A 22,884-nucleotide genomic window follows, 5' to 3' on the forward strand; every position below is an offset into this window, starting at 1 on the left:
TCGTCAGTTATTTAATGCGGCGCAGCCCTCGCGCCCCGCTTCCCTCACCACTCTCCTTCTCGAGGATTGCCTGATGTCCTTGCCTGAACCCGTTTACCAAGCGGTGGATCCAGCCACCGGCGCGGCGGCCGAGCGGTTCCCGCACGCGTCGGCCGCGGAGATCGAAGCCGCTCTTCGCAACGCGCATGCCGCTTTCCTCGGCTGGCGGGAACGCGCCGTCGAGGACCGTGCGGAGATCCTTCGGCAGATCAGCTCCGCACTGCTGGCGCACGCTTCCGAGCTCGCCGGGACGATGCGCGCGGAGATGGGCAAACCGGTGCCCGAAGGCATCGAAGAAGTCGAGTACTGCGCCTCGATTTTCCGCTACTACACCGAGGAAGGCCCGGCGCTGCTCAGCGACGAGCATCTGCCGGCTTCCGGCGGACGGGCGAAGGTCCAGTCCCGTCCGATCGGTCCGCTGCTCGGCGTGATGCCGTGGAACTTCCCCTGCTACCAGGTGGCTCGCTTCGCCGCGCCGAATCTCCTTCTGGGCAACACTGTCCTCGTCAAGCCAGCGGAGTCCGTGCCGGGCACCTCGCTGGCTTTCGCCCGGATCCTGCGCGAAGCCGGGTTGCCGGACGGGTGCTGCCGCACGGTGTTCGCGACGCACGGACAGATCGAGGACATCATCGCCGACCCGCGGGTGCAGGGGGTTTCGCTGACCGGCTCGGAGCGGGCCGGTTCGGCGGTGGCCGCGGCGGCGGGACGCCACGTGAAGAAGTGCGTACTGGAACTGGGCGGCTCCGACCCGTTCGTCGTGCTCGACGCCGAAGACGTGCCGGGCCTGGCGGAATTGGCGTGGCGCACCCGGATGTACAACAACGGGCAAGCGTGCACCTCGAACAAAAGGCTGCTCGTGGCCGCCGGGATCTACGACGAATTCGTTGCTGCGCTGGTGAAACTGGCCGAAGCGGTCGACCCGGAGACCCATCCGCCGCTGGCGTCTCGAGCCGTCGCCGAACGCGTCGCCGGCCAGGTGTCCGACGCCGTCTCCCGCGGCGCTCGCCTGCTTGCCGGGGGCCGCCTCGCGTCGGACGGCTCAGCGCGGTTCTCGCCCGCGGTGCTGGTCGACGTCGCCGAAGACATGCGTGCTTGGCACGAAGAGCTCTTCGGACCGGTAGCTGTCGTCTATCGCGTGCGCGACGAGGACCACGCCGTGGAACTGGCGAACTCCTCCGAATACGGCCTGGGCGGCGCGGTCTTCAGCGCCGATCCCGAGCGGGCCGCCCGGGTCGCTCAACGCTTGGACGTCGGCATGGTGAGCATCAACGCCGCCTCCGGAGACGGCCCCGGCCTGCCGTTCGGCGGGATCAAGCGGTCCGGGTTCGGCCGGGAGCTCGGGGCCGCCGGGCTCGGCGAATTCGCGAACAAGCGGTTGGTCTACGAGGCGGCAGCCGATGCCTGACCGGGACATCGCTCCGGAAAGCCACGCCGGCCCGCTTCCCCGGGCCTTCGTCGATCCCGCGTCGGTTGCCGTGGTCGGGGCGACCGCCGACCCGGCCAAGTGGGGGTACTGGCTGGCCTCCGGCGCTCTGCTGGGCGCCCGGCGCCGGGAAGTGTGGCTGGTCAACCGCCGGGCGACCGACGTGCTGGGGCACCCGAGCCACGCGACAGTCGCCGACGTGCCGGGGGTGCCCGAACTCGTCGTGTTGTGCGTCCCCGCGGCGCAGGCCGGCCCGGTGGTGCGCGACGCGCTCGCGAAGGGAAGCCGGGCGTTTCTCGGGATCAGCGCGGAGATCGGGCCCGAGGTGACCGAGATGCTGGCGCGGGCAGGGGCCCGGATGCTCGGGCCGAACAGTCTCGGCCTGGTGAATACCGCCGCGGAGCTCCGGCTCGCTTGGGGCGCCTTCCGCCCCGGGCACCTCGCCGTCGTTTCGCAGAGCGGGCAGCTCGGCTCCGAAATCGCGAGGCTGGGCGCGCGCGCCGGGCTGGGCGTGTCGCGGTTCTACTCGGTCGGCAATCAGCTCGGAGTGCGCGCGGCCGAAGTCCTCGCCTCGCTGTCCGACGATCCGCACACGCACGCAGTCGCGTTGTATCTCGAGAGTTTCGCCGACGGGCCAGACCTCGTCGCTGCCGTGCGAAAGCTGCGGAGCGCCGGGAAACCGACGCTCGTGCTCGCCGCCGGGGCCAGCGAAGGCAGCCGACGGCTGGCGCGTTCGCACACCGGCTCGATGACCTCGTCGCTGGACGTCGTAGACGCGGCCTGTCGCGCGTCTGGCGCACTGCGGGTCGCGACCCCTCGCGAACTCGTGGACACCGTTCAGGTGCTCGATGCGGCGGCGCGACCGGCAGGGCCGCGTGTCGCGATCGTCAGTGACAGCGGCGGCCAAGGCGGGATCGCCGCGGACATCGCGGCGGCGCACGGCCTTCAAGCACCCACGTTCACGCCCGGCTTGCGGCGGCGGCTCCGCGCCGTCCTGCCCGCGGCAGCGGCGACCGCCAACCCGATCGACCTGGCCGGAGCGGGCGAAGCCGACCTCGCCGTCTACGCGCGCATCGCGGAGGTGCTCGCCGCTTCAGGCGAGGTCGACGCAGTGGTCCTGTCCGGTTACCTCGGCTGCTACGGAGAAGACACACCGGGACTGGGCGATGCCGAGCTTGCCGTGATTGACCGGCTGGGACGGTGCGCGGACAAGCCGATCGTCGTCCACAGCATGAGCGAGGCTTCGGCGGCGGTCACGCGGCTCCGGAAACACCGCATCCCGGTCTTCGACACGATCGACGCGGCGGTCGGCGCCTTGAGCCGGGCAGTGCGGCTGAACAGCCAGCCGCGCCCGGACGGCACCGGCCTTCCGGCGGACGCGGGCGTTCCTGCCCCTGGCTACTGGGCGGCACGGGAATTCCTGAGCAGCCAGGGGATCGCGGTACCCACGGCAAGGCGAGTGCTCGCCTCGGACGAACTCGCCGCCGCATGCGCCGAGCTGCGCCCGCCGCTGGTGCTCAAAGCCGGTTGGCTGGCGCACAAAAGCGAACACGGCGCCATCGAGACCGGGCTGGACCGGCAGAGCGCCGCCGCCGCGTTCGACGAGATGCGTGCGCGGCTGGGACCTGGCGAGTACGTGCTCGAAGAACAGGACACGCGGCCCGAGGTCGTGGAGATGCTGGTCGGTGCCCGTACCGACCCGGATTTCGGCCCCACGGTCGCCGTCGCCTACGGCGGGGTCGAAGCCGAGCTCTGGCGAGACGTGGCCACCGAGCTGGCGCCCGTCGACCACAGCCGGGCGCTGGCGATGATCGACCGGCTGCGAGCGCGCCCGCTCCTGGACGGCTGGCGAGGCCGGCCGGCGGTCCGGGTCGAAGCGCTGGCCGACGCGATCGTCCGGGTCTCGCGCGCGATCGCGAGTCATCCCGGCATCGGCGAAATCGAAGTCAACCCGATCCGGGTCGGGACAACCGGCGCGATGGCGGTCGATGCCCTCGTCGTCGCCTCGGCGACTGCTACGGAAAAACAGGAGGAGACAGATGCACACGTCCACTGAAGCCTGGCCGCTCACCGACGAGCAGCGGGCGATCGTCGAGCTGTGCCGGGAATTCGCCGAGAAAGAGATCCGGCCGCGCGGCCGGGAATTCGACGAACGCGACGTCGAATCGCCCGTCGACCTGTTCCAGGCGGCCGCGAAGGTCGGCATCACCGATTTCATGCTGCCCGTGGAGTACGGCGGCGGCGGGTTCACCGACGTCTTCACCCAGTGCCTGGTCCAGGAGCAACTGTGCTGGGGCGATCCGGGAATCGGGAACTTCTTGTGCTCCAACGGGTTCTTCGCCGATCCGGTGCTGGCGCTCGGCACCGCCGAGCAGAAGGAGCACTGGCTTCGCCCGCTGTGCGGGCCGCACCCCCGCTACACGGCGCTCGCCACGACCGAACCGGGTTCCGGATCGGACGCGGCGTCGATCAGCACGAGCGCGACCCGGACCGGAGGCGGCTACCTGATCCGGGGGCAGAAAGCCTGGATCTCCAACGCCGGGCTGGCCGACCAGTACGTGGTCTTCGCCAAAACCGATCCCGCGCGACGTTCGTCCGGCGTGTCCGCGTTCCTGCTGCACAAAGACACGGCCGGGATGACCTTCGGCGAGCCGATGCGCAAGATGGGCCAGCGCGCCATCGTCTGCCGGGAGATCTTCTTCGACGACGTCTTCGTTCCCGAGTCCGGCCGTCTCGGACCCGAAGGCCAGGGCTTCCACGGCTTGATGAAGACCTTCGACGTGTCCCGGATCGTCCTGGCCGCCGCGGCGACCGGCGCCGCCCGGGCGGCCTACGAGTACGCGCTGCGGTACGCCCGCGAACGCAGCCAGTTCGGCAAACCGGTCATCGAGCACCAGGCGGTCGCGTTCCGGCTGGCCGACATGGCCACCCGGATCGAGTCGGCATGGCTGCTCACCCTGCACGCGGCACGTCAGCTCGACGCGGGCGCCGACGCGGGCAAGCTCGCCGCGATGGCGAAACTCCAGGCCTCCGAAACCGCGATGGCGGTGACCTGGGGCGCGGTGCAGACCCTCGGCGGCTGGGGCTACTCGCGCGAATATCCCGTCGAGCAGTGGATGCGGGACGCGAAGCTGGAGGAAATCGAGGAGGGCACTTCCGACATCATGCGGCTCGTCATCTCGCGCCGCCTCTGACCGCGCCGGGCCCGGAGGGAACTGCGGCTTCCCCGGCGAGCTCACCGATCTGTCCGGCGTCGAGCACCGAGCGTCCGCGGCGGGATGCTCGGGGCGCGCGCTGCGACCTGTTCGCCGCGGGACCCGCGGCGAACGGGCTTGCCCGGAAATCCACGCTGGACCCCGCGCTGTCCACACCAGACGATCTTGGCTCCGAAGATCGTTGCGGCACAACGCATCCCTCAGGCGACGCGATCATGTAACAACGTCGGCTCCGGCGAACGACTCCCCCATGGTCCGCCTCCGACGTGGGACCGCGCGGACCGTCTCCCCCGTCCCACGGAGAGGTGTCACGATGACTGCGTCTCGTTCCTCCCGTCGCGCGCTCGTGCTGGGCTCCAGCGTGCTCGCCGTTATCGCCGGGGCCGGACTGGCTTCGGCCGGCCCGCTCGCCGCCTCGGCGCCGGTCCAGTCGCCCGACCATCCGCTCGCCGGCGCGTGTTCGGCGCTCGTCGCCCAGCAGACCGCGGCCGGCAGCGTCAACTACCCCGGCGCCGAAGTGGAACCGCACGTCGCGGCGGACCCGACGGATTCCGACCACCTGGTCGGCTCGTTCCAGCAGGACCGCTGGAACGACGGCGGCTCGAACGGCCTGACGAACGTCGTCTCGCACGACGGCGGCGCGTCCTGGTCGCTCGCCGCGGCGCAACCGGCGTTCTCGCGCTGCGCCGGTGCCGCGCCGGGCTCGCCCGGCTACTTCATGCGCTCCACCGACCCGTGGGTCAGCTTCTCCGCCGACGGCAAGGTCGTCTACTCGATCGCCGACTCCTTCGACACCGGCGGTCCCGCGTTCGGCGGCGCCAGCTCGATCATGATCAGCCGCTCCCTCGACGGCGGAACCACCTGGCAGCAACCCGTCACCGCCCGCGTCGACCGGTCGGACACCGTGCTCAACGACAAGGAATCGGTGACCGCCGACCCGTTCAAGGCCGCCAGCGCGTACGCGGTCTGGGACCAGCTCGTCTCCCCGCAGTCGCACGCCAATCCCGACGCGTACCTGCACAGCATCGCCTACCGCGGCCCGTCGTACTTCTCTTCGACCGCCGACCGGGGCGCGACCTGGAGCACCGGGCGGATCATTTTCGACCCCGGGCAGAACGACCAGACCATCGGCAACCAGATCGTCGTGCCCACCACCGGCCCGGCGAAAGGCGTGCTGATCGACGGCTTCGACCTGATCACCAACAAGGGCGGCAAGTGCCTGTACACGCACGGCGGACAGCACTGTGCGGGCAACTCCACCTCCACCGCCGCGCTGGTCCGCTCCACTGACGGCGGCGCGACCTGGTCCGCAGCCGTCGGAATCGACGTCCAGCAGGTCGCTCCCGTGTCGATCGCCGGACACCCGGTCCGCTCCAGCGACGACCTGCCCGAGTTCGCCGCGAACCCGGTCACCGGCGCGCTCTACGCGGTCTGGCAGGACGGCCGGTTCGCCAACGGCACCTCGAAGATCGCCTTCGCGCAGTCCACCGACGGCGGCCTGACCTGGAGCACCACCATCCGCGCCGACCAGTCGCCCGGCGGCACCCCGGCCTTCGTGCCGCAGATCCAGGTCTCGTCCGACGGCACGGTCGGCCTGACCTACTACGACCTGCAGAACGCGACCACCGCCCAGCCCGGCCTGACCGACGCCTACGTCGTGCACTGCCACGCCACCACGACCGACTGCGCCAACCCCGCGTCGTGGACCGCCGGCGGCCAGACCAGGCTGAGCACCACCGGCTCGTTCGACTACACGACCGCCCCGGACGCCGGCGGCTACTTCCTGGGCGACTACACCGGCCTCGCCCGGCAAGGCACGGGGTTCACGCCGTTCTACGGGATGTCCCAGCCGATCGCGACATCCGGCCGCACGGACATCTTCAGCAACACGGTGCACTGACCACACCCGCCGCGGCAGCCGTTGTCCCGGTGCCCGGCACGTAGGTCCGTCCACGCAGTGCGAGCAGGCTCGCCGTCCTACCAAGAAGGCGGCCTGCTCGCACTGCGGCGCGAATTCTGCCCAACCGGGACGGTGTCCGTTCTCCGCGACATGGCAGTCCGGGCAACGGCATGCGCTGCTGCCGAGGTCAGTTCTTCGTGACCGTAGCGGTCGCATTCGCGTAACCTCCGCTAGTCGCGGTCAACGTGTCCGAGGTCCAGCTTCCGTTCTGGGACTTGAACGTAAATGTCTCCCGAAGATTGTCAATGCTTTGACGTTCAAGCTTTGACAATCCTGGGGAATCTGGCATGATCGAGAGGCGTGAGGGAGCCCGAAAGCGCCGAACCGGATTACTGGACCTTCGTCGACCACGCGGTCCGTTCAGTGAGCGAAACCCTGCCCGAGGTCGACCCGGACGCGATGCGGCTGGTGATGACCCTGCACCGGGCGACCGACCTGCTGTCCTACGACCTGCACGCACGCCTGGGCGAAATCAAGCTGAACGAATCCGCGCAGCTGAGCAGCACCGGCCTGCGGCTGCTGCTGGTGCTGTCGGCGTCCGGCCCGCTGGAACTGCGCCGGGTCGCGGCACTGTCGGGCATGAGCCGCGCGGCGGTCTCGGCCGCGATCGAGAACCTGGCCTCGAACGGCCTCGTCGGCAAGGAACCGTCGCGGGAAGACCGGCGGACTGTGCTGCTGCGCCTGACCCCGGAAGGACAGAAGACGTTCGCCCGCTGCTTCGCGTCCTACAACGCGGGAGAACAGCATTGGGCGGCAACGCTCACCGCGGACGAGCGGAGCCAGCTGATCGGGTTGCTCACCAAACTGATGCAGACCAAGGACGTCCAGCGGCGGGCGTAGGGTCGCGCCCGCTGCAGAACGCGGCATCCCGCTGAACCCGGACGGCGCCACTCCTCGCAACGCCTTCGTTCCGAGACCCAGTCCGTGCTTCACAGCCCGTCATCGGTATCGAGAACACTGATGAAGCCCGCCGCGGAAGGCCTTTCGCTCAAAGGCAGGACTCGGCCGGGCGGGGTCGCGGAACTGGCCATTCCCCGAGTACACCCGGCGCGCCGCCCTCGACGGCACCGACCACGAATTCGGCACCACCGCCCGCACCGACGACGGAGGCTCCAACGGCCTGGCCTGCGACGGCTCGATCGGCCTCGGCCTGCTCTCGGGTGAGACACACAGACCAGCTATCCGTTACCGCTCACCCTCGAACTCCAGTCCTACCGCCTGCAAGACCGCGCAGAGCCGTCGCCCCGCGGAGATCGTCTCCGCGGGGCCACGGCGTCGACAGTGAGACAAGCACGCCGACGAAACGCCGGACGAACTCGCGAGGGCTACGACGTCCCCGAACGACACTGGACGGTCATGCGCTGCGCGCCAGCCCCGCCGGTCCCGCAGTGATCAGGTCCTTCTCGATCACGCCTTCCTTGATCACCAGTTCCACCGAATCCGGGTCGGCAAGCAGGGAGATGTCCTTCAGCGGATCACCCGAAACCGCCACGAGATCGGCGAGTTTGCCCGCTTCCAGGGTGCCGAGGTCGTCGGCAAGGCCGAGCAGCCGGGCGGCGTTGGCGGTGCCCGCGACGATGGCGTCGGACGGGGACATGCCCAGTTCCACCATGTGCGCCAGTTCGAGCAGGTTCCGGCCGTGCGGGCACACGCCGACGTCGGTGCCGAGCGCGACCTTTACCCCGGCGGCGAAGGCTTTCGCCACGTTCTCGCGGGCCTTGGCCGACCATCGGACCTTCTTTTCGTACAGGTACGGCGGAACGAGCGCCGGGTCCGGCACGCGCAGGGCCGCGCTGAGGGTCGGGACGAGCCAGGTTCCCTTTTCCAGCATGAGATCGATGCCTTCGTCGTTGATCTCGTAGCCGTGTTCGACGCTGTCGACGCCGCCGCGGATGGCGGCCAGGATCCCGGCGGAGCCCTGTGCGTGCGCGGCGATCTGCCGCGGCCGGGAGTGCCGGTCGAGCTCTTCGCGGATCAACGCGATCTGCCGTTCGGGGATCCCGAGGTCGTCCGGCTGGTCGGTCGGGCTCGACACGCCGCCGGTCGTGCACACCTTGATCACGTCGGCGCCCGAGCGGATCAGCCGGCGCACCACCGTGACGACGTCCTCGTCGGTGTCCACGACCCCGAGGCCGGACGGCTCCGCCAGCGGCATCGCGCGGCCGTTGGGCAGGGTCAGGTCCGCGTGCCCTCCGGTCGGCGACAGCACCGCGACGGCGATGCGGGCGCGCGGGCCGGCGAGCAGGCCCTCGTCGAGCGCGCGCTGGGCGCCGTGGTCGAGGCCGCCGAGGTCGCGGATCGTGGTGATTCCCGCGTCGAGCGTCGCGCGGAGCCGTTGCGCGGTCTTGTATGCCGCGTAGCTGCCGGCATCGGCGACGACCGCGCGCGGTCCGTCCTCAATGGACAGTGTGACGTGGACGTGGGTGTCGAAGAAGCCGGGCAGCACGGTGCGGCCGCCGCCGTCGAGGGTGCGGACCGGGGTCGCGCCGTCCGGGTGCTCCCGGCGCGGTCCGACGTAGGTCAGCCGCCCGTCGGTCGCGACGATTTCGCCGTGCTCGACCGGCGCGCCGCCGGTGCCGTCGATGATCCGCACGTTGACCAGCCGGATGGTCCCGCCGTTGCGCATGGAAGGCGTCCTCATTTCTCGTGGGGGGTGGAGTGTTCGCGCCGGGCCCAGGCCAGCGCCAGGACCAGCAGGCCCAGCGCCGCGCACCCGGCGCACACGGTCCAGACGACCGTGTATCCGGTCTCCGCGGGGCCTTCTGCCCCATCGGAGAGGAAACTCGAAAGGAGCGTGCCGACGACCGCCGTCGCGACCGAACCGCCGAGCACCTTGACCGTGCTGTAGGTCCCGGACGCGATGCCGACCTGGTCCGCGGGGGCGGCGCCCGAGAGGTACGCGGGGAGTCCGGCGAGCAGCAGGCCCATGCCCAGCCCGGTCGCGACGAGCGCGGCCAGCACCTCGCCGAGCGTGCCGTGCAGCAGCGCCATGCTCAGGAAGCCCGCGGCGGAAAGGCCGATTCCGGTCGACAGCACCCCGCGCGTCCCGACACGGGTCGCGATTCGGCCGTATACCGTCGATCCCGCCACCGCGGCCAGGAAATTCAGTGCCAGCACGAGCGAAGTCGCCTTGGCCGACAGCCCGAAACCGTAGCCCGCCACCGCGGGTTTCGTGGCCAGGAAAGTGACGAGCGGGACTTGGTTGCCGAAGAAGCAGACGCCGAAAAGGAGCGTGGCGAGCATCGCCGGCCACATCGCCCGGCTCGCGAACAACCGCATGTCCACGAGCGGTCCGGGCACCCGCCGCTCCCACCAGACCCAGCCGGCGAGCACGACGATTCCGCTGCCCAGCGCCGCGATCGTCGACCCGGCGCCCCAGCCGGTCCGGCTGGCCTGGGACAGGCCCAGCAGCACGAGCGCCAGCGCGACCGACAGGCCGGCCGCGCCCGTCCAGTCGATCTTCCGCACGGAACGCGTCGACGACTCCGGGATCAGGAATTTCGTGACCAGACCGCACAACGCGCTCAGCACGACCGGCACGGCGAGCGCCGCCCGCACCCCGCCGAGGAGCGCTTCCAGCGGGCCGCTGACGAGCCCGCCGAGGACGAGCCCGGCGGTGAGCGAACCGGCCAGCAGGCCGATGGCGCGATCCGCCCGCGGCCCGCTCGCCTTGTCGCGCACCAAAGCGATTTCGAGGGCGATCCACGCGGCCAGCGGCCCCTGCAACGCCCGGCCGAGCAGCACCACCGGATACGCCGGGGCCACGACGATCAGCAGGGAGCCGGCCGCGACCGCCCACACCGCGACGCTCAGCAGCCGCCGGTGGCCGAAGTGGTCGCCCAGCGCGGCGAAAACGGGCACACAGACCGCCGCGGCCAGCAGGTGCACGCTGGAGAACCAGTTCAACGGGCCGGCGCCGACGTGCAGGGCCGCGCCGAAGCCGGCCAGCAGCGGGCCGTAATAGCCCTGGAGCATCCCGCTGACCAGTTCGACGCAGACCAGGAAACCGACCACGGACCGCAGGCCGGGGCTGCCTGCGGAAACCCGCGGACCGGACGTCTTCGGCCGGCCGAGACGGGGGGTCGAAAAGCTCATCGCCGCTCCTCGCGTGGGGACGTGGGATCTGTGGCGACAAGTGTCGGAGCCGAACACGATCCGGCCGTAGAATCTCCGATATCCGTCATCGCGGGCCGGTTGTGGCGGATTCTGCGGACAGGAGGAAACCGATGGCGCAGAATTCCGTCGACGAGCTCGACCTGTTGATCATCAACTGCCTGCAAATCCGCCCGCGGGCGTCCTGGAGCGTGCTCGGCCGGGTGCTCGACGTGGACCCGGTGACCGTCGCGCGCCGCTGGGAACGGCTGGAGGCCGCCGGGCTGGCCTGGGTGAGCTGCTACTTCGCGTTGCCGCATCCGGACCGGGTGATGGCCTACCTCGAGATCGAGGTCGCCGGAACGCAGCTGACCGAGGTCGCCGAGCAGCTGGTCCGGCACCAGGAGGTCGTCAGCGTGCACCACACCACCGGATCGCGCTCGCTGGTGGCGAGCGTGGTCGGCGCCGATCCCGCCGCGGTGTCGCACTACGTGTCGGATTCGCTCGCCACGCTCGACGGGATCGCCGCGACCAGAGCCGAGATCGTCACCGGCAAATACAGCGACGCCGGCGAATGGCGGCTGCGCGCCCTGTCCCCGTCGCAACGGGACGCGCTGCAGGCCGCCTGCCCGCGCCCGGCCGCGGCCCCGGGCGGCGGCCCGGCCAGCCCGGAGGATCAGCGCATCGTCCGCGCGCTCGCCGCGAACGGCCGCCGGTCGGCGACCGACCTCGCCCGGCAGCTCGGGATCAGCGAAGCGACCGCGCGTCGCCGGCTGAACCGGCTTGTCGCGGAGAACCGGGCGACGTTCCGGTGCGAGATTTCCCAGCAGGTGTCGGGCTGGCCGCAGACCGGGATCCTGTGGGCCCGGGCGCCGGTCGGCGCGCTCGACAGCGTCGCGCGCACCCTCAGCGTGCTCCCCGTGATCCGCGCCTGCCTGACCACGACCGGGCGCAGCAACCTGATGTTGTTCGCCTGGCTGCGCGATGTGCGCGAACTGCACCAGTTCGAACGCGCGGTCGCCCAGGCCGCGCCGGAGGCGGAGATCATCGACCGCGCGTTCTGCCTCCGCTCGTTCAAACGGCTGCAGGTGGTGCTCGACGACAGCGGACGAACCAGCGGGCTGCCCTTGCCGGTCGAAGACCAGACAGAGCCGGTCTGACCCTGCCGTCCGAACCGCCGCCGAGGTGCTGGCTCTGCCTCGGCGTAACGGAACGCCGCGGGACAGCGACTCATCACCGCACGATCCGGCACTGCCGAACCCCGGAGGACGCCGTGTCCGACGATGACCGCAAAGAAACCACCCCGCCGACCCCGGCCGTGCCGCCGCCTCCGTCGGAGTTCGCCTACCCGACCATCGGGACCGAGAAAGTCCTCGACCGGGGCATCAACCCTGACCCCGCGGAAGACCGCGACGAATGACCACCGGGTCCGAGCCGGCGAGCAGCGAAAAAACCTCCGGATCCGTTATCGCGAACCTGATCGACAAAGAGATCGACAATGTGCGCGCGAACGCGAGTGCCCTGCAGGTCCGAGGACTCGCGGTGATCAGTTCCTCGGGAACTCTCGTCACGCTGCTTTTCGGGCTCTCCGCACTGTCGACGAAAGCGCAGAACTTCATCCTTCCCAGTGCGGTGAAGCTCCCGTTGTACCTGGCGGCCGCATTTCTGGCGCTTGCCGCGGCCGCGGGGATCTTCACGAACGCTCCGCGCCGAAGCGACGCGATCGCGCTGAAAAACCTCACCCCGTTGATCGCCGAGGACCGGTACTGGAACGCGCCTTCCTTCTACGCGGAAAGGGAAGTGGCCAAAACCAGGCTGACCGTTCTTCAGAACTCGCGTGCGCTCAATATCCAAACCGCACGGACCTTGCTCGTCGCGATCCTTCTCGAGATAGCCGGAGTCGCGTGCGTCACCTGGGCCGTCACGAGCCTGGTCTCGGCCTGAGTTCGTCGGCCGTCCCCAGCGATGCGATTCAGCGCTGAGCGTTCCGGGCGGCTCCGCGGCGACGCGCTGCCGCGGTCTTGACCCGGTCCTGGCAGGCGGTCGAACAGAAACGGCGGATGCGGTTGCGACTGGTGTCGACGAACAGCCGGCCGCAACCCCGCGCCTCGCACGCGCCGACCCGGCTCGCGTGGCCGCCGGCGAGGAACCGGGCAAGGGCTTCGGCGCAGATCGCCGACCACATGGGCACGAGCGATGTTTCGGCCGGGTGGTGGTGCAGACGCCAGCGCCCTTCCTCCCGCGCCAGATGCGGATGGGCCGGATACGCCGAGAGCAACGTGTTGAGCCGGACCGCGGCACTGTCCTCGTCCCCGGCACGCAAATTGTCCAATACTGCCCTCAATTCACCAGCGAGCTCGGCGAATCCGGGCAGGTCCCGGGCCGTCAGGTGAGCCGCCGACGGCGGGTCGACCGCAAGGACGTCGGCCAGCGCCGCGACGCCGCCGCTGGCGTCCGGGTGCAGGCGGTTGACGAGATCCAGCGCGACCAGCAGCCCGGTGTCGGCCCAGACGTCCAAACGCACTTGATCGCCCGCCTCCCCGTTCAGTACTGTCACTGGCGTATTCACCGTACGGCAGTGACGCAGATCGACGGAAGGGCAGCTCATGCCACGCACCTCGCCCGCGCCGGTCCTGCGTCCGGCGGAGCCGGCCGACCTGCCCCGCATCGCCGCCGCGTGGGAAGCCGCCTGGCTCGACGGGCACCGCGGCCGCGTGCCGGACGAACTCATGGCAGCACGCGATTCCCGGCACTTCACCACCTTCGCGGCCGACCACCTGAGCACCACCGTGGTCGCCACCGACGGCGGGACGAACCTGCTCGGACTGGTCATCGTCGGAACCGGCGACGGAGAGGTGATCCAACTCGCCGTGGACCGGGCCGCGCGAGGCGCCGGTGTCGGGTCCGCCCTGCTCCACGCCGCCGAACGGATGATCGCGAAAACAAACCAGGAAGCGTGGCTGGCTGTGGTCCCCGCCAACACGACCGCCCGACGCCTCTACGAACGAGCCGGCTGGCACGACGCCGGACCGGTCCTGCACCGAGCCCCGACCCGGCAGGGCACCGTGCCCGTTCCGGTGCACCGCTACGTCAAAACCGTTCGCCCCGGCGCAGCGGACAACCCGTAAGCCGCGACAGCAGCCGTGCCGGCCATCAGCGGGAAGTCCGCATCGATCCAAGCGGCCTTGGACAACCTGGAAGGCGGGTGCGCTGAAGCGGTATCGCCGAGCCGTTCCCCTCGCTGGGGGCGGACTGCCCTGCCCTAGCGGCACCGACGCCGATCGGTCGCCCCTCGGAACCCGGCCTTCACTCTCCTGCAACGGGTTTGCCCGGCAGGCGTCGCGCCGTCCCCGCCCGCCGATGTCTCAGCAAGCTCTTGCTATCCGCGGAGACTCCTCAGCCCGGTGCAGATTTCGCTGATCAGGATCTCGGGCTGTTCGAGAGCCGGAAAATGTCCGCCCTTGCTGGCCTCGCCGTAGTGGATCAAATTGCAATAGGTGTCTTCGATCCAGCTTCGCGGCAGGCGCGGAATGTCTCGCGGGAACACGGTCACCGCGACCGGCAGGGTCAGTTTCGGGCCGGCCATGCTGGCCGATCGGTTCTCCCAGTAGATGCGGGCGGACGACGCGGCGCTGTTGGTGAACCAGTAGAGCGATATCGCGTCCAGCATGTCGTCGATGCGGAGCGCGTCCTCGGCGAGGCCGCGGTTGTCCGTCTTGGACTGGAACTTTTCGTAGATCCAGGCTGCCTGGCCGGCCGGGGAATCCGCCAGGGCGAATCCGACGGTCTCCGGTTTCGTGCCTTGAAGGTGGTTCGATCCGCCGAGTTCGCCGGTGTAGCGGGCGAGTCCGTCTACGGCCTCGCGCTCGTCGGGAGACAGCGTTTCCGGGATTTGCGCGGGAAAAGCGTAGGGGGTGTTCAAGTGAATTCCGAGCAGCCCCTCGGGTCGCATGGCGCCGAGAGCGGTGGTCACGACCGAACCCCAGTCACCGCCTTGCGCCGCCCACTTGTCGTAGCCGAGACGCCGCATCAGTTCCGCCCATGCGGCGGCGATGCGCGACACCGTCCAGCCCGTTGCGGCCGGCTTGCCGGAGAACCCGAATCCGGGCAGGGACGGAATGACGACGTCAAAGGAATCTTCGACGGCGCCGCCGAACGCGACCGGGTCGGTGAGCGGGCCGATCAGGTTCAGGAATTCGGCGATCGAGCCCGGCCATCCGTGGGTGAGGATCAGCGGCAGCGCGTCCGGATTCTTGGACCGGACGTGGACGAAGTGGATGTCCAGCCCGTCGATCGCAGTGAGGAATTGGGGGAAGCGATTGAGCTCCGACTCGAACCGGCGCCAGTCGTAGTGTCGTTCCCAATAGGCGACGAGCGATCGGGCGTTCTCCACGCGGACGCCTTGCGACCAGTCGGGGACCGTTTCCGGATCCGGCCAGCGAGTCCGGGCCAGCCGCTGCTTGAGGTCCGCGATCGCGGCGTCCGGGAGCGCGACGCGGAACGGGCGGACCAGGTCCGATGGCGCGGCGGCCGGTGCGGTCATCGTCCGGTTCTCCTCGGGTCGTGGTGCTGCAACCTGTTTGCACACCCATGTGCAAAGCTACGCGATTGCACACCGGTGTGCAATCGTAGAATGACCCGAATGGAGACCTCGGGACGTGCGGCATGAAGGACACGCGGGAACGGATCCTCGACGTCGCGCTCGAGATCCTCGGGAAGAACCCGGACGCGAGCATGGGCGACGTCGCCTCCGCGGCCGGCGTGGTCCGCCGCACCGTCTACGGCTACTTCCCTTCCCGGGCCGACCTCGTGGCGGCACTCACGCAGCGGGCCGTGAGCGAGATCGCCGCCGTACTGGCCGAGATCACCGCCGCCCACGAAGCGGCCGACCAGGCGTGGGCCGGGTTCATCGCCCGCCTCTGGCCGTTGGCGCACCGTTACCGGGTGCTGGTGGCGCTTCGCCGCGGCGAGTACGGAGAGGAGATCCACTCCATCCTCGGACCGGTCGAGAAGATGCTCGCCGAACTCGTGGAACGAGGCCAGGACAGCGAACTGTTCGGCAAGCACCTTCCCGCGGACGTGCTCAGCGAGGTCGCCTACGCCGCCGTGTTCGCCATCGCGGACAACGACCTGTCGCGGGGAACGCTCGGCGTCGGCGCGGCGACCGTGACGAGCCTGCTCATGTTGGGCGTTCCCGAAGCGCGGGCGAAATTCCTCGCGGACAGCCCGCACACGCGGAGCGGCTGAACACCCCCGCGGCCGCGTTCGACCGGGCACTGCCGGGCAACTTCGCCCGATCCCGCGCTTCCCGTCGATCCCACGACAACGGATTCCGGCGCAGGCGACCCCGTTCGCCACCGCTGGCCCGGCGCGGGCGCCTAGACTTCGGCCATGGTCCAGGGCGAACCGCGTATCCTCGTCGTCGAGGACGCCGAAGCGATCCGGCTTTCGGTGGAAGTCGCGTTGCGAGCGGCGGGGTTCGCGGTGCGGGCGCTGCCCGACGGCGAACAGCTCGAGGCGGAACTAGCCCGTTTCCGGCCCGATCTGGTCGTCCTCGACGTGCTGCTGCCCGGGCGCGACGGGTTCGCGCTGCTGCGGGTCGTCCGACGGAATTGCGCGGCAGGAGTCGTCATGCTCACCGCGCGGGACGGCGTCGAGGACCGGCTTCGCGGGCTCGGCGAAGGCGCGGACGACTACCTCGTGAAGCCGTTTGTGCTGGCCGAACTGGTCGCGCGGGTCACCGCGGTGCTGCGCCGGACCGGTCGTGCGCAGCCGGCGGTCGAGATCGGCGATCTGGTGGTGGACCTGGACGCCGGGCTCGCGCTTTACCGCGGCGAACAGGTCGAGCTGACGGTCACCGAGTGGAAGCTGCTGGCGTATCTCGCCGCGCACCGCGACCGGGTGATCGGGAAGGCCCAGATCCTGAGCGCGGTGTGGGGCTACGACGAGTACAGCGCGAATCTCGTCGAGGTCAATGTCAGCACGCTGCGGCGGAAACTCGAAGCGCACGGCCCGCGACTGCTGCACACCGTGCGCGGCCAAGGCTACGTCCTGCGCGGGGACAGTCCGTGAGCCGGATGAAGACGGGCTCGCTGTACCGCCGGGTCACCGTCACCTCGCTGCTCGTGCTGATCGCGGTCCTCGCGCTCGTCGGGTTCGTCGTGTTCGCGGTGTTCCGCACGCAGGCCGAACAGGACGTGAACCGGGTGCTGGCCGGGCGGGTCCAGCTCGCGCAGCAGCTCGCCCGGCAGAACGTCAGCCCGGCCAGCCTGTTGCGCCGGGTCGAGACGACCGGCGTGCACGGGCGGCTGGCGTTGCCGGACGGCACGGTCGTCGGGGAACCGGTCCCGCCGGCCGGATCGCGGCTGAAGCAGGTCAAGGCGACGCTGACCGGTCCGCCGCGGATCGACGGCGCGAAGCTGACCCTGATCGCGGACGATTCGATCGTGGCCGGGGCAGAGGAACGGCTCGGCAGGCTGCTGCTGATCACCGGGCTCGCTGCGATCGTCGCCACCGCGCTTTTGCTGCTGGTCGGCGTCCGGCTGGCGCTGGCACCGCTGGACGCGATGACCCGGCTCGCCCGTTCGATCGTGTCCGGCGGCCGCGGCGGCCGATTGACGCCCACCCGGACCAGCACCGAACTCGGCCGCGCGGCGGAAGCGTTCGACGCGGCGCTCGACGCGCTGGAGGGCGCCGAGCGGACCGCGCGGGCGTCCGAGGAGCGGACGCGCCAGTTCGTCGCCGACGCCGCGCACGAGTTGCGGACGCCGATCGCCGGGGTTCAGGCGGCGGCGGAGGCACTGGTGCAGGCCTCCGGCGACCCCGAGCACACCGCGCAGCTTCAACTGCTGCTGGCCCGCGAGGCGCGACGGGCCGGGAAACTGGTCAGCGACCTGCTGGACCTCGCCCGCCTCGACGCCGGTGCCGAGATCGCCCGCGAACCGGTCTCGCTGCTCGCGCTGGCCCGCGCGCAAGCCGACCGGATCGCCGTGCTGGCACCGGAAATCCGGGTCGAAGTGTCCGGATTGGACACTGTCGTCCGCGGCGACGCGGACCGGCTCACCCAGATCCTGGCCAACGTGGCCGACAACGCGGTGCGCGCGATGCACGGACAGGGCAGCCTCGCCCTGGACGTCACCGCGGACGGATGCACGGTGACCGACTCCGGACCCGGCGTCCCCGCACCGGACCGGGAACGGATCTTCGACCGGCTGGTCCGGCTCGACGACGCCCGCGGCCGCGACACCGGCGGGTCCGGCCTCGGACTGCCCATCGCGCGCGGCTTCGCGCGAGCGCACGGCGGCGACCTCCGGTGCGTCGAAGGCCCCGGCGGCGGCGCGCGGTTCGTCCTGTCCGGGCTGGAGCCGGTCCTAGGCGAGTAGCCCCTCGAGGCGGCCGGAGTGGCCGGGCAGCACCCGGCCCGGGTCGGTGCCGAGCACCTGCGCCAGCAGGGTCGCGTAGACGTCGCGGAAATCGGTGGTTTCCTTCAGGTCCCCGTCGGCGAGGTCGGTCAGGCTCGGCTCATCGCCGTGGAATCCGCCGCGCACGCCGTTGCCGAGGACGAAAACCGGACCGGCGGTGCCGTGGTCGGTCCCCTCGCTGGCGTTCGCCGCTACCCGGCGGCCGAATTCCGAATACACCAGCACGACTGCCTGCTTGCCGCGGTCGGTGCGGCCGAGCCGCTGCACGAACGGCGTCAGCGCGCCGTCCAGCTCGGTGAGCAGCCGCTGCTGGGTGCCGCGTTCGTCGGCGTGCGTGTCGAAACCGCCCAGCGACACCGAATACGCGCGGGTCGGCACCCCGGCTTCGATCAGCCCGGCGACGACGTCGAGCTGCGCGGCCAGCGCACCGTCTTTGGCCTGGTGCGCGCCCTTGGCCTGATGCGCGCCCTTGGCCGGGTGCGCGGCCGCGCCCAGCACCTGCTCGGCGCGGTAGAGGTCGGCGATCGAACGCGCCGCCTTCGCCTGCCAGTAGCCCTCGCCGTGCTGTGCGCCGCCCAGTGCTTGAAAAGCCTTGCCCAGCGCGCCTTTCGGCACGGTCAGACCGCCGACCGGCATGGACGCCGCGGCGGTCTGCGCGCCCGCCAGCATCGGCGGGAGCACCGGCTCGACCGACAGCGCGCGCAGCGGATCGTCGCCGGACGCGTCCAGCCACCGGCCGAGCCAGCCGGTCGGCACCGGACTGTCCGGCGACGCGGTCTGCCAGATCGCCATCGACCGGAAGTGGCTGTGATCCGGCTTCGGGTAGCCGACCCCGCGCACGATCGCCAGCTCCTTGTTGTCCCACAAGCCTTTCAGGCCTTTCAGGCCCGGGTTCAGGCCCAGTCCGTCGCCGAGGTCGAGGACTTCGTTCGGCTGGTACGCCAGCTCCGGCCGGGCGTTCTGGTAGGCGCGGTCGCCGGCGGGCACGACGGTGTTGAGTCCGTCGTTGCCGCCGTACAACGTCACGACGACCAGGACACCGTCCTTCGGGTCAAGCGGCGTCTGCTGGGCCGCCGACATCAGGTGTGTCCAGTCGACCTGGGTGGCACCGGCCGCGAGCGCACCGGCGGCCGTCACGCCGCTCGCGAACAGGAACCGCCGACGGGTCAATCTGTTCATGGTCTCCTACCCACTCACCACGTACTCGGGCGCGCACGCCGCGATCGCCGCCAGCTGCCGAGGATCGTTCGCGACGCCGTTGAGGCACGCGCGCGTCCGCTCGGACCACCCGTCGACGCCCAGCAGGTCGCCCATCGCCGCCGGTTTGTCCTGCGCTTTCGCCACCGTGCCGAGGTCGGCGTGCTGCGCGACGAGCTGCGCCAGATGCAGCCGGGCGAGCCCGGCCGACGTCGTCAGCCACGCGCCGCCGGCCGCCCAGCCGCCGACGCTCGGTGGCTCGAACGGGACCTGGCCCATCCCCCGCAACCCGGTCAGCAACTGGGTGCCCGCCTTCGCGTCGAGCGCGGACGGACGCACTCCGAGCGCGCGCAGCAGGCCGCCGAGCCATTCCACCGGCTGCTTGACCAGGGACGTCGCCGAGTCGTGGAACGCGTCCTCCTTGACCAGCGCGGTCAGCAAGGATCGGATGTCGCGGCCCGGCCCGTAGGCCGCGACCAGCCGGGCCAGCGCGTCCGCGCTCGGCGGCGTCGCCGAGACGAGCCGGAACCAGAGCCGGCCGACCACGTACGGCGCCGAGGAGGGCCGGGACAGCACGAGGTCCACGAACGAACCGGCGTCGAAATTCGCGGTCTGGCCGAGGATGGTCTTCGGCGTCGCGTCGTGGCGGCGCGCAGCCAGCCGGGCGACCGGGTTCTCGCGGGTCGCGGTCCAGCCGGTGAGCGCACGCGCGGCTTCGCGGACGTCGGTTTCGGTGTAATTCCCGACGCCGAGGGTGAACAGTTCCATGAACTCGCGTGCGAGGTTTTCGTTCGGCTTGCCGGCTTTGTTGCTGTTGCCGTCCAGCCACAGCAGCATCGCCGGGTCGACGATCATCGCGTGGGCGAGCTGGGTGAAGCTGCCCATGCCCAGCGTCCGCAAGGTCTGGTTCTGCGCGAGCATCAGCCGCGGACTGCGCACTTTCTGCTCGCTGGTCGCGAAATGCCCGTGCCAGAACCAGGTCAGCCGTTCGACCGCGGGGAGGTCCGCGGCCGCGATCCGGTCCAGCCACCACAGCACGGCATGCGAGGCTTGCGTCTGAAGCTGTTGCGCGGCTTGCTGTTTCGCCGTCTTGTCCGCTTTCGCCGGCCGCGGCGGCGGAGCGCCGACGTCCGGAAGCGGCGTCGCCTGCGCACCCGCGTCCGGCCCGGTCGCCAGCAGTCGCGCCGCGGTCGCGGCGAATCCGGCGTCGAGATCGCCCGGCCGGGGCCCGAACCCCAGCCGGTCGTGCAGCCGACGCACCGCCGCGCGCTCGGAAATGACCGCCATGCCCCGATCATCGGGAGCCGCGCGGCGGATCGCCAGCAGCGCGGGAGTTCCTTCAGCGGACCCACAGCTTCCAGCTCGGTCGTACCGTGGCTCGGGCCGGCTCCTCGCGCAGCCGTCGTACCGGATTCGGGCGGACACCGGGCAAAGGCGACCAATTCCGGCCCGGCGGCGCCTTCGTACGCGGCGGCTGCCGTGAAACGGGCCTCTCCGCAACCAGCATCATGCACAATCGCGGGCTATGGCCCACCCCAAGGAACCGGCGTACCTCAAGCGGGCTCGCCGCCTGCTGACCGACCAGCAGTTCGCCGAGTTCTCCGCCCAGCGCCGGACCCCGCGGGGCGGCATGTTCACCACCCATCAGGTCCGGCCCCGGTTCTGGGCCTCGATCGGCAAGTTCCTGGCCATCGCCGGGCTCGCCGGGTTCTGCGCGGCGTTCCTCGCGACAGGCGCCGTCTCCGGCAGCTTCGTCGCCGTATTCGGCGGCGGCGGGATTCCCGGCACGGTCACCGTCAACGAGTGTCGGCCCAGCGGACGGAGCACGACCTGCACCGGCACGTTCCATTCGGACCGGGCAACCGATCCGGTGGTCCTCCACGACGTCGTAGTGGAAGGCCCCGGGGTCGGCGCCGGCGCGGTGCTGTCGGCGCGGGCCAGCGGCTCGGACGCGAACCACGTCTACGCCGGCTGGACGCTGATCCCGCTGATCCCGCTGATCCCGCTGATCCCGCTGGCGATGTTCGTCACCGCGGCACTGGGGCTGCTCCGGCTGCTGCTGTTCTGGCCGGTCCGGGCCGCCATTCACGTGGTCCGCCCGGACATCTGGCCGTATTGGGTCAGCCATACCGACAACGGAACCAGCAGGGCGCCGAAGCCGATCCGCCTCTTCGACCGGGCCGGCGGGATCCTCATGGCGATCGTCGGGCAGGCGTTCCTCGCGGCGCTCGCCGACGGCATCGGCGGGCTCTACGGGCTCGCTGGGCTCGGGCTGATCGAGGTCGCCGGTCTGGCACTGTTCCTGGTCCAGCGCCGCAAGACGCGCAGCGCGGTTCGCCGGACGCCCGGCGCCCCGAGGTCGTCGCCCGCGAGCCCAGGGTGACGCGTGGGGCCGTCTCGGCGAAATGCGAAGGCGCACAAGGGCTTGGTGAACCGGATCGAGCGTGCGAGCGGCTAACGGCGGAAGCCGGTGAGCCGGTCTCGGCCGTTGTCCCGGACGCCGAGCCAGACCGGGCCGGCGAACCGCTCGAACGCGGCTTTCACGGACGGGACGAGAACGGGCTGGTCGCCTAAATCCAGGCTCAGCGACCGGCCGCCCTTGAGGGACAGCCGCAGCGTGACGTCGTCCCGTCTGCGCATGCCGACCTGGACGGAGTCGACGTGGCTGGTCTCGAGCCAGGCCCGGGCGAGCTGAGCCCATTCGCACCGGGTCGTCTCGTTGACGCCTTCGTGGACGACGCCGTCGCGATCGAGGGTCAGCCAGGTCTGCGCGACGGCCGTCGGCAGGGCGAACATCCCGTAGACCGCGAGCAGCAGCAGCGGGGAAAGCACGATCCCGACGACCACCAGCGCCGTGGTGTCGCGACCGCCGAGCAGAAGCAGCCACGGCAGCGCGCCGATGCCCAGGGCCAGGACCAGCCCGGCGATGATCTGCAGCCGGTTGGACCTCGTCATCAGCCGCATGACGGCGAAAGCCGACGGCCCAGGTCCCGGCACCTGCTGCGGCGGCGTTCCCGGGCGGGCGATCCGCACCGGCCAGTCCGGGACCGGTTCGTTGCTCCACCCGGGCGGGGTGGCGGTGCCGATCGCCGCCAGGACCTCGGGACGGCGCGGCAGCCGCACCACCCGGGGAGGCCGGTCCGGGTAATGCGCGCAGAGCAGGACGCCGTCGGTCGCGTTGTAGGCGGTGCCGGCGTACAGCCCGAGCGCGCTTACCTCGCTCCAGTCGACGGCGAAGTCCGGGATCTCCGGCGTCGTGCGCGCGACCGCGACCCGGTCCGCGCTGATCTCCAGCGTTTCCTTCCAGAAGAGGCTGCGCCAGCCGTGGAACCGCACCAGCACAGTCAGCACGAAGGGCACACCCGCCAGGATCAGCAGAATCCCGCCGACCGTGCCCCACAGCCCGCCCAGCAGGAGCACGCCGCCGCCGATCAGCGCTCCGCCGACCGACAGGAACAGCATGGCCACGCCGAGCTGGTTCCCCAGTGCGCGGCGATGCAGAAGGATGCTTGCCGTCATGCGTCCGACGGTAGCTTT

20 protein-coding genes are annotated in these 22,884 nt (G+C 70.7%); 13 read left to right on the forward strand and 7 right to left on the reverse strand.

All coding sequences use genetic code 11. The features are described 5' to 3' along the window. Positions 1–73 precede the first annotated feature (73 nt). From L942_RS17870 to L942_RS17890, 5 genes are all read left to right on the forward strand, one after another. Positions 74–1,444: an aldehyde dehydrogenase family protein gene (locus tag L942_RS17870; RefSeq protein ID WP_037361743.1), complete on the forward strand. Its 1,371-nt coding sequence runs from the start codon at positions 74–76 to the stop codon at positions 1,442–1,444. Continuing rightward, positions 1,437–3,518 carry an acetate--CoA ligase family protein gene (locus L942_RS17875; RefSeq protein ID WP_051166067.1) on the forward strand — a complete coding sequence of 694 codons (2,082 nt, stop codon included), beginning with the start codon at positions 1,437–1,439 and terminating at the stop codon, positions 3,516–3,518. The genes L942_RS17870 and L942_RS17875 overlap by 8 nt, the downstream gene beginning before the upstream one ends. After that, positions 3,502–4,656 carry an acyl-CoA dehydrogenase family protein gene (locus L942_RS17880; RefSeq protein WP_037361745.1) on the forward strand — a complete coding sequence of 385 codons (1,155 nt, stop codon included), beginning with the start codon at positions 3,502–3,504 and terminating at the stop codon, positions 4,654–4,656. The genes L942_RS17875 and L942_RS17880 overlap by 17 nt, the downstream gene beginning before the upstream one ends. Positions 4,657–4,990: 334 nt before the next feature. After that, on the forward strand, positions 4,991–6,577 hold the full coding sequence (locus tag L942_RS17885) for a sialidase family protein (RefSeq protein WP_037361747.1): 1,587 nt from the start codon (positions 4,991–4,993) through the stop codon (positions 6,575–6,577). 360 nt (positions 6,578–6,937) lie between these two features. Then, positions 6,938–7,477, forward strand: a complete 540-nt coding sequence (locus L942_RS17890; protein ID WP_037361748.1) for a MarR family winged helix-turn-helix transcriptional regulator — start codon at positions 6,938–6,940, stop codon at positions 7,475–7,477. Between the two features lie 514 nt (positions 7,478–7,991). Here L942_RS17890 and L942_RS17895 read toward each other — a convergent pair. Beyond that, positions 7,992–9,263 (reverse strand): metal-dependent hydrolase family protein, encoded by a 1,272-nt coding sequence (locus L942_RS17895; protein ID WP_037361750.1) that lies wholly within the window; start codon positions 9,261–9,263, stop codon positions 7,992–7,994. Positions 9,264–9,274: 11 nt separating this feature from the next. Then, positions 9,275–10,732: an MFS transporter gene (locus tag L942_RS17900; RefSeq protein WP_037361752.1), complete on the reverse strand. Its 1,458-nt coding sequence runs from the start codon at positions 10,730–10,732 to the stop codon at positions 9,275–9,277. 131 nt (positions 10,733–10,863) lie between these two features. Between L942_RS17900 and L942_RS17905 the strand changes: the two genes are divergently transcribed. The 3 genes from L942_RS17905 to L942_RS17910 all read left to right on the forward strand — a co-directional run bounded on the left by L942_RS17905 (position 10,864) and on the right by L942_RS17910 (position 12,673). Beyond that, the gene (locus L942_RS17905) at positions 10,864–11,889 is read left to right on the forward strand and encodes an Lrp/AsnC family transcriptional regulator (RefSeq protein WP_037361754.1); all 1,026 of its coding nucleotides are present in this window, start codon (positions 10,864–10,866) and stop codon (positions 11,887–11,889) included. Between the two features lie 113 nt (positions 11,890–12,002). Continuing rightward, a complete protein-coding gene (locus tag L942_RS44325) occupies positions 12,003–12,149 on the forward strand; it encodes a hypothetical protein (RefSeq protein WP_158684486.1) in 147 nt (48 codons plus the stop codon). After that, on the forward strand, positions 12,146–12,673 hold the full coding sequence (locus tag L942_RS17910) for a hypothetical protein (protein WP_037361756.1): 528 nt from the start codon (positions 12,146–12,148) through the stop codon (positions 12,671–12,673). The genes L942_RS44325 and L942_RS17910 overlap by 4 nt, the downstream gene beginning before the upstream one ends. Before the next feature lie 28 nt (positions 12,674–12,701). On the opposite strand, the gene L942_RS45455 is transcribed toward L942_RS17910, so the two are convergent. Then, complete coding sequence (locus tag L942_RS45455) at positions 12,702–13,286, reverse strand: CGNR zinc finger domain-containing protein (RefSeq protein WP_235079220.1); 585 nt, start codon at positions 13,284–13,286, stop codon at positions 12,702–12,704. Between the two features lie 49 nt (positions 13,287–13,335). On the opposite strand from L942_RS45455, the gene L942_RS17920 reads away from it, so the two are divergent. Beyond that, complete coding sequence (locus L942_RS17920; RefSeq protein ID WP_037361758.1) at positions 13,336–13,857, forward strand: GNAT family N-acetyltransferase; 522 nt, start codon at positions 13,336–13,338, stop codon at positions 13,855–13,857. Positions 13,858–14,108: 251 nt separating this feature from the next. On the opposite strand, the gene L942_RS17925 is transcribed toward L942_RS17920, so the two are convergent. Continuing rightward, positions 14,109–15,272, reverse strand: a complete 1,164-nt coding sequence (locus L942_RS17925) for an epoxide hydrolase family protein (protein WP_037361760.1) — start codon at positions 15,270–15,272, stop codon at positions 14,109–14,111. Positions 15,273–15,394: 122 nt separating this feature from the next. Here L942_RS17925 and L942_RS17930 point away from each other — a divergent pair, with 122 nt between their 5' ends. The 3 genes from L942_RS17930 (at position 15,395) to L942_RS17940 (ending at position 18,111) form a co-directional block, all read left to right on the forward strand. After that, the gene (locus L942_RS17930; protein ID WP_037361762.1) at positions 15,395–15,976 is read left to right on the forward strand and encodes a TetR/AcrR family transcriptional regulator; all 582 of its coding nucleotides are present in this window, start codon (positions 15,395–15,397) and stop codon (positions 15,974–15,976) included. Positions 15,977–16,120: 144 nt separating this feature from the next. After that, positions 16,121–16,801, forward strand: coding sequence for a response regulator transcription factor (locus L942_RS17935; RefSeq protein ID WP_037361764.1), 681 nt, complete (start codon positions 16,121–16,123; stop codon positions 16,799–16,801). 5 nt (positions 16,802–16,806) lie between these two features. Continuing rightward, positions 16,807–18,111, forward strand: a complete 1,305-nt coding sequence (locus L942_RS17940) for a sensor histidine kinase (protein ID WP_037361840.1) — start codon at positions 16,807–16,809, stop codon at positions 18,109–18,111. On the opposite strand, the gene L942_RS17945 is transcribed toward L942_RS17940, so the two are convergent. Continuing rightward, positions 18,100–19,329, reverse strand: coding sequence for a DUF1501 domain-containing protein (locus L942_RS17945; protein WP_037361765.1), 1,230 nt, complete (start codon positions 19,327–19,329; stop codon positions 18,100–18,102). The two genes, L942_RS17940 and L942_RS17945, sit on opposite strands and share 12 nt — an antisense overlap. Positions 19,330–19,335: 6 nt before the next feature. After that, positions 19,336–20,634: a DUF1800 domain-containing protein gene (locus L942_RS17950; RefSeq protein ID WP_037361767.1), complete on the reverse strand. Its 1,299-nt coding sequence runs from the start codon at positions 20,632–20,634 to the stop codon at positions 19,336–19,338. A 238-nt stretch (positions 20,635–20,872) separates the two neighbouring features. On the opposite strand from L942_RS17950, the gene L942_RS17955 reads away from it, so the two are divergent. Continuing rightward, a complete protein-coding gene (locus L942_RS17955) occupies positions 20,873–21,730 on the forward strand; it encodes a hypothetical protein (RefSeq protein ID WP_037361769.1) in 858 nt (285 codons plus the stop codon). Positions 21,731–21,801: 71 nt separating this feature from the next. Here the strand turns inward: L942_RS17955 and L942_RS17960 are convergent, their stop codons facing one another. Beyond that, complete coding sequence (locus L942_RS17960) at positions 21,802–22,866, reverse strand: hypothetical protein (RefSeq protein WP_037361771.1); 1,065 nt, start codon at positions 22,864–22,866, stop codon at positions 21,802–21,804. Positions 22,867–22,884 lie beyond the last annotated feature (18 nt).

This window comes from Amycolatopsis orientalis DSM 43388, assembly GCF_000411975.1.
Lineage (GTDB): Bacteria > Actinomycetota > Actinomycetes > Mycobacteriales > Pseudonocardiaceae > Amycolatopsis > Amycolatopsis orientalis_D.

Bases quoted from the DNA above. Each gene is read 5' to 3' on its own strand.
- L942_RS17885 (WP_037361747.1), top strand. From the start codon at position 4,991: ATGACTGCGTCTCGTTCCTCCCGTCGCGCGCTCGTGCTGGGCTCCAGC.
- L942_RS17900 (WP_037361752.1), bottom strand. From the start codon at position 10,732: ATGAGCTTTTCGACCCCCCGTCTCGGCCGGCCGAAGACGTCCGGTCCG.
- L942_RS17935 (WP_037361764.1), top strand. From the start codon at position 16,121: ATGGTCCAGGGCGAACCGCGTATCCTCGTCGTCGAGGACGCCGAAGCG.
- L942_RS17930 (WP_037361762.1), top strand. From the start codon at position 15,395: ATGAAGGACACGCGGGAACGGATCCTCGACGTCGCGCTCGAGATCCTC.
- L942_RS17960 (WP_037361771.1), bottom strand. From the start codon at position 22,866: ATGACGGCAAGCATCCTTCTGCATCGCCGCGCACTGGGGAACCAGCTC.
- L942_RS17950 (WP_037361767.1), bottom strand. From the start codon at position 20,634: ATGGCGGTCATTTCCGAGCGCGCGGCGGTGCGTCGGCTGCACGACCGG.
- L942_RS17910 (WP_037361756.1), top strand. From the start codon at position 12,146: ATGACCACCGGGTCCGAGCCGGCGAGCAGCGAAAAAACCTCCGGATCC.
- L942_RS17955 (WP_037361769.1), top strand. From the start codon at position 20,873: ATGGCCCACCCCAAGGAACCGGCGTACCTCAAGCGGGCTCGCCGCCTG.
- L942_RS17880 (WP_037361745.1), top strand. From the start codon at position 3,502: ATGCACACGTCCACTGAAGCCTGGCCGCTCACCGACGAGCAGCGGGCG.
- L942_RS17870 (WP_037361743.1), top strand. From the start codon at position 74: ATGTCCTTGCCTGAACCCGTTTACCAAGCGGTGGATCCAGCCACCGGC.
- L942_RS17905 (WP_037361754.1), top strand. From the start codon at position 10,864: ATGGCGCAGAATTCCGTCGACGAGCTCGACCTGTTGATCATCAACTGC.
- L942_RS17920 (WP_037361758.1), top strand. From the start codon at position 13,336: ATGCCACGCACCTCGCCCGCGCCGGTCCTGCGTCCGGCGGAGCCGGCC.
- L942_RS17895 (WP_037361750.1), bottom strand. From the start codon at position 9,263: ATGCGCAACGGCGGGACCATCCGGCTGGTCAACGTGCGGATCATCGAC.
- L942_RS17945 (WP_037361765.1), bottom strand. From the start codon at position 19,329: ATGAACAGATTGACCCGTCGGCGGTTCCTGTTCGCGAGCGGCGTGACG.
- L942_RS17925 (WP_037361760.1), bottom strand. From the start codon at position 15,272: ATGACCGCACCGGCCGCCGCGCCATCGGACCTGGTCCGCCCGTTCCGC.
- L942_RS17875 (WP_051166067.1), top strand. From the start codon at position 1,437: ATGCCTGACCGGGACATCGCTCCGGAAAGCCACGCCGGCCCGCTTCCC.
- L942_RS17940 (WP_037361840.1), top strand. From the start codon at position 16,807: ATGAAGACGGGCTCGCTGTACCGCCGGGTCACCGTCACCTCGCTGCTC.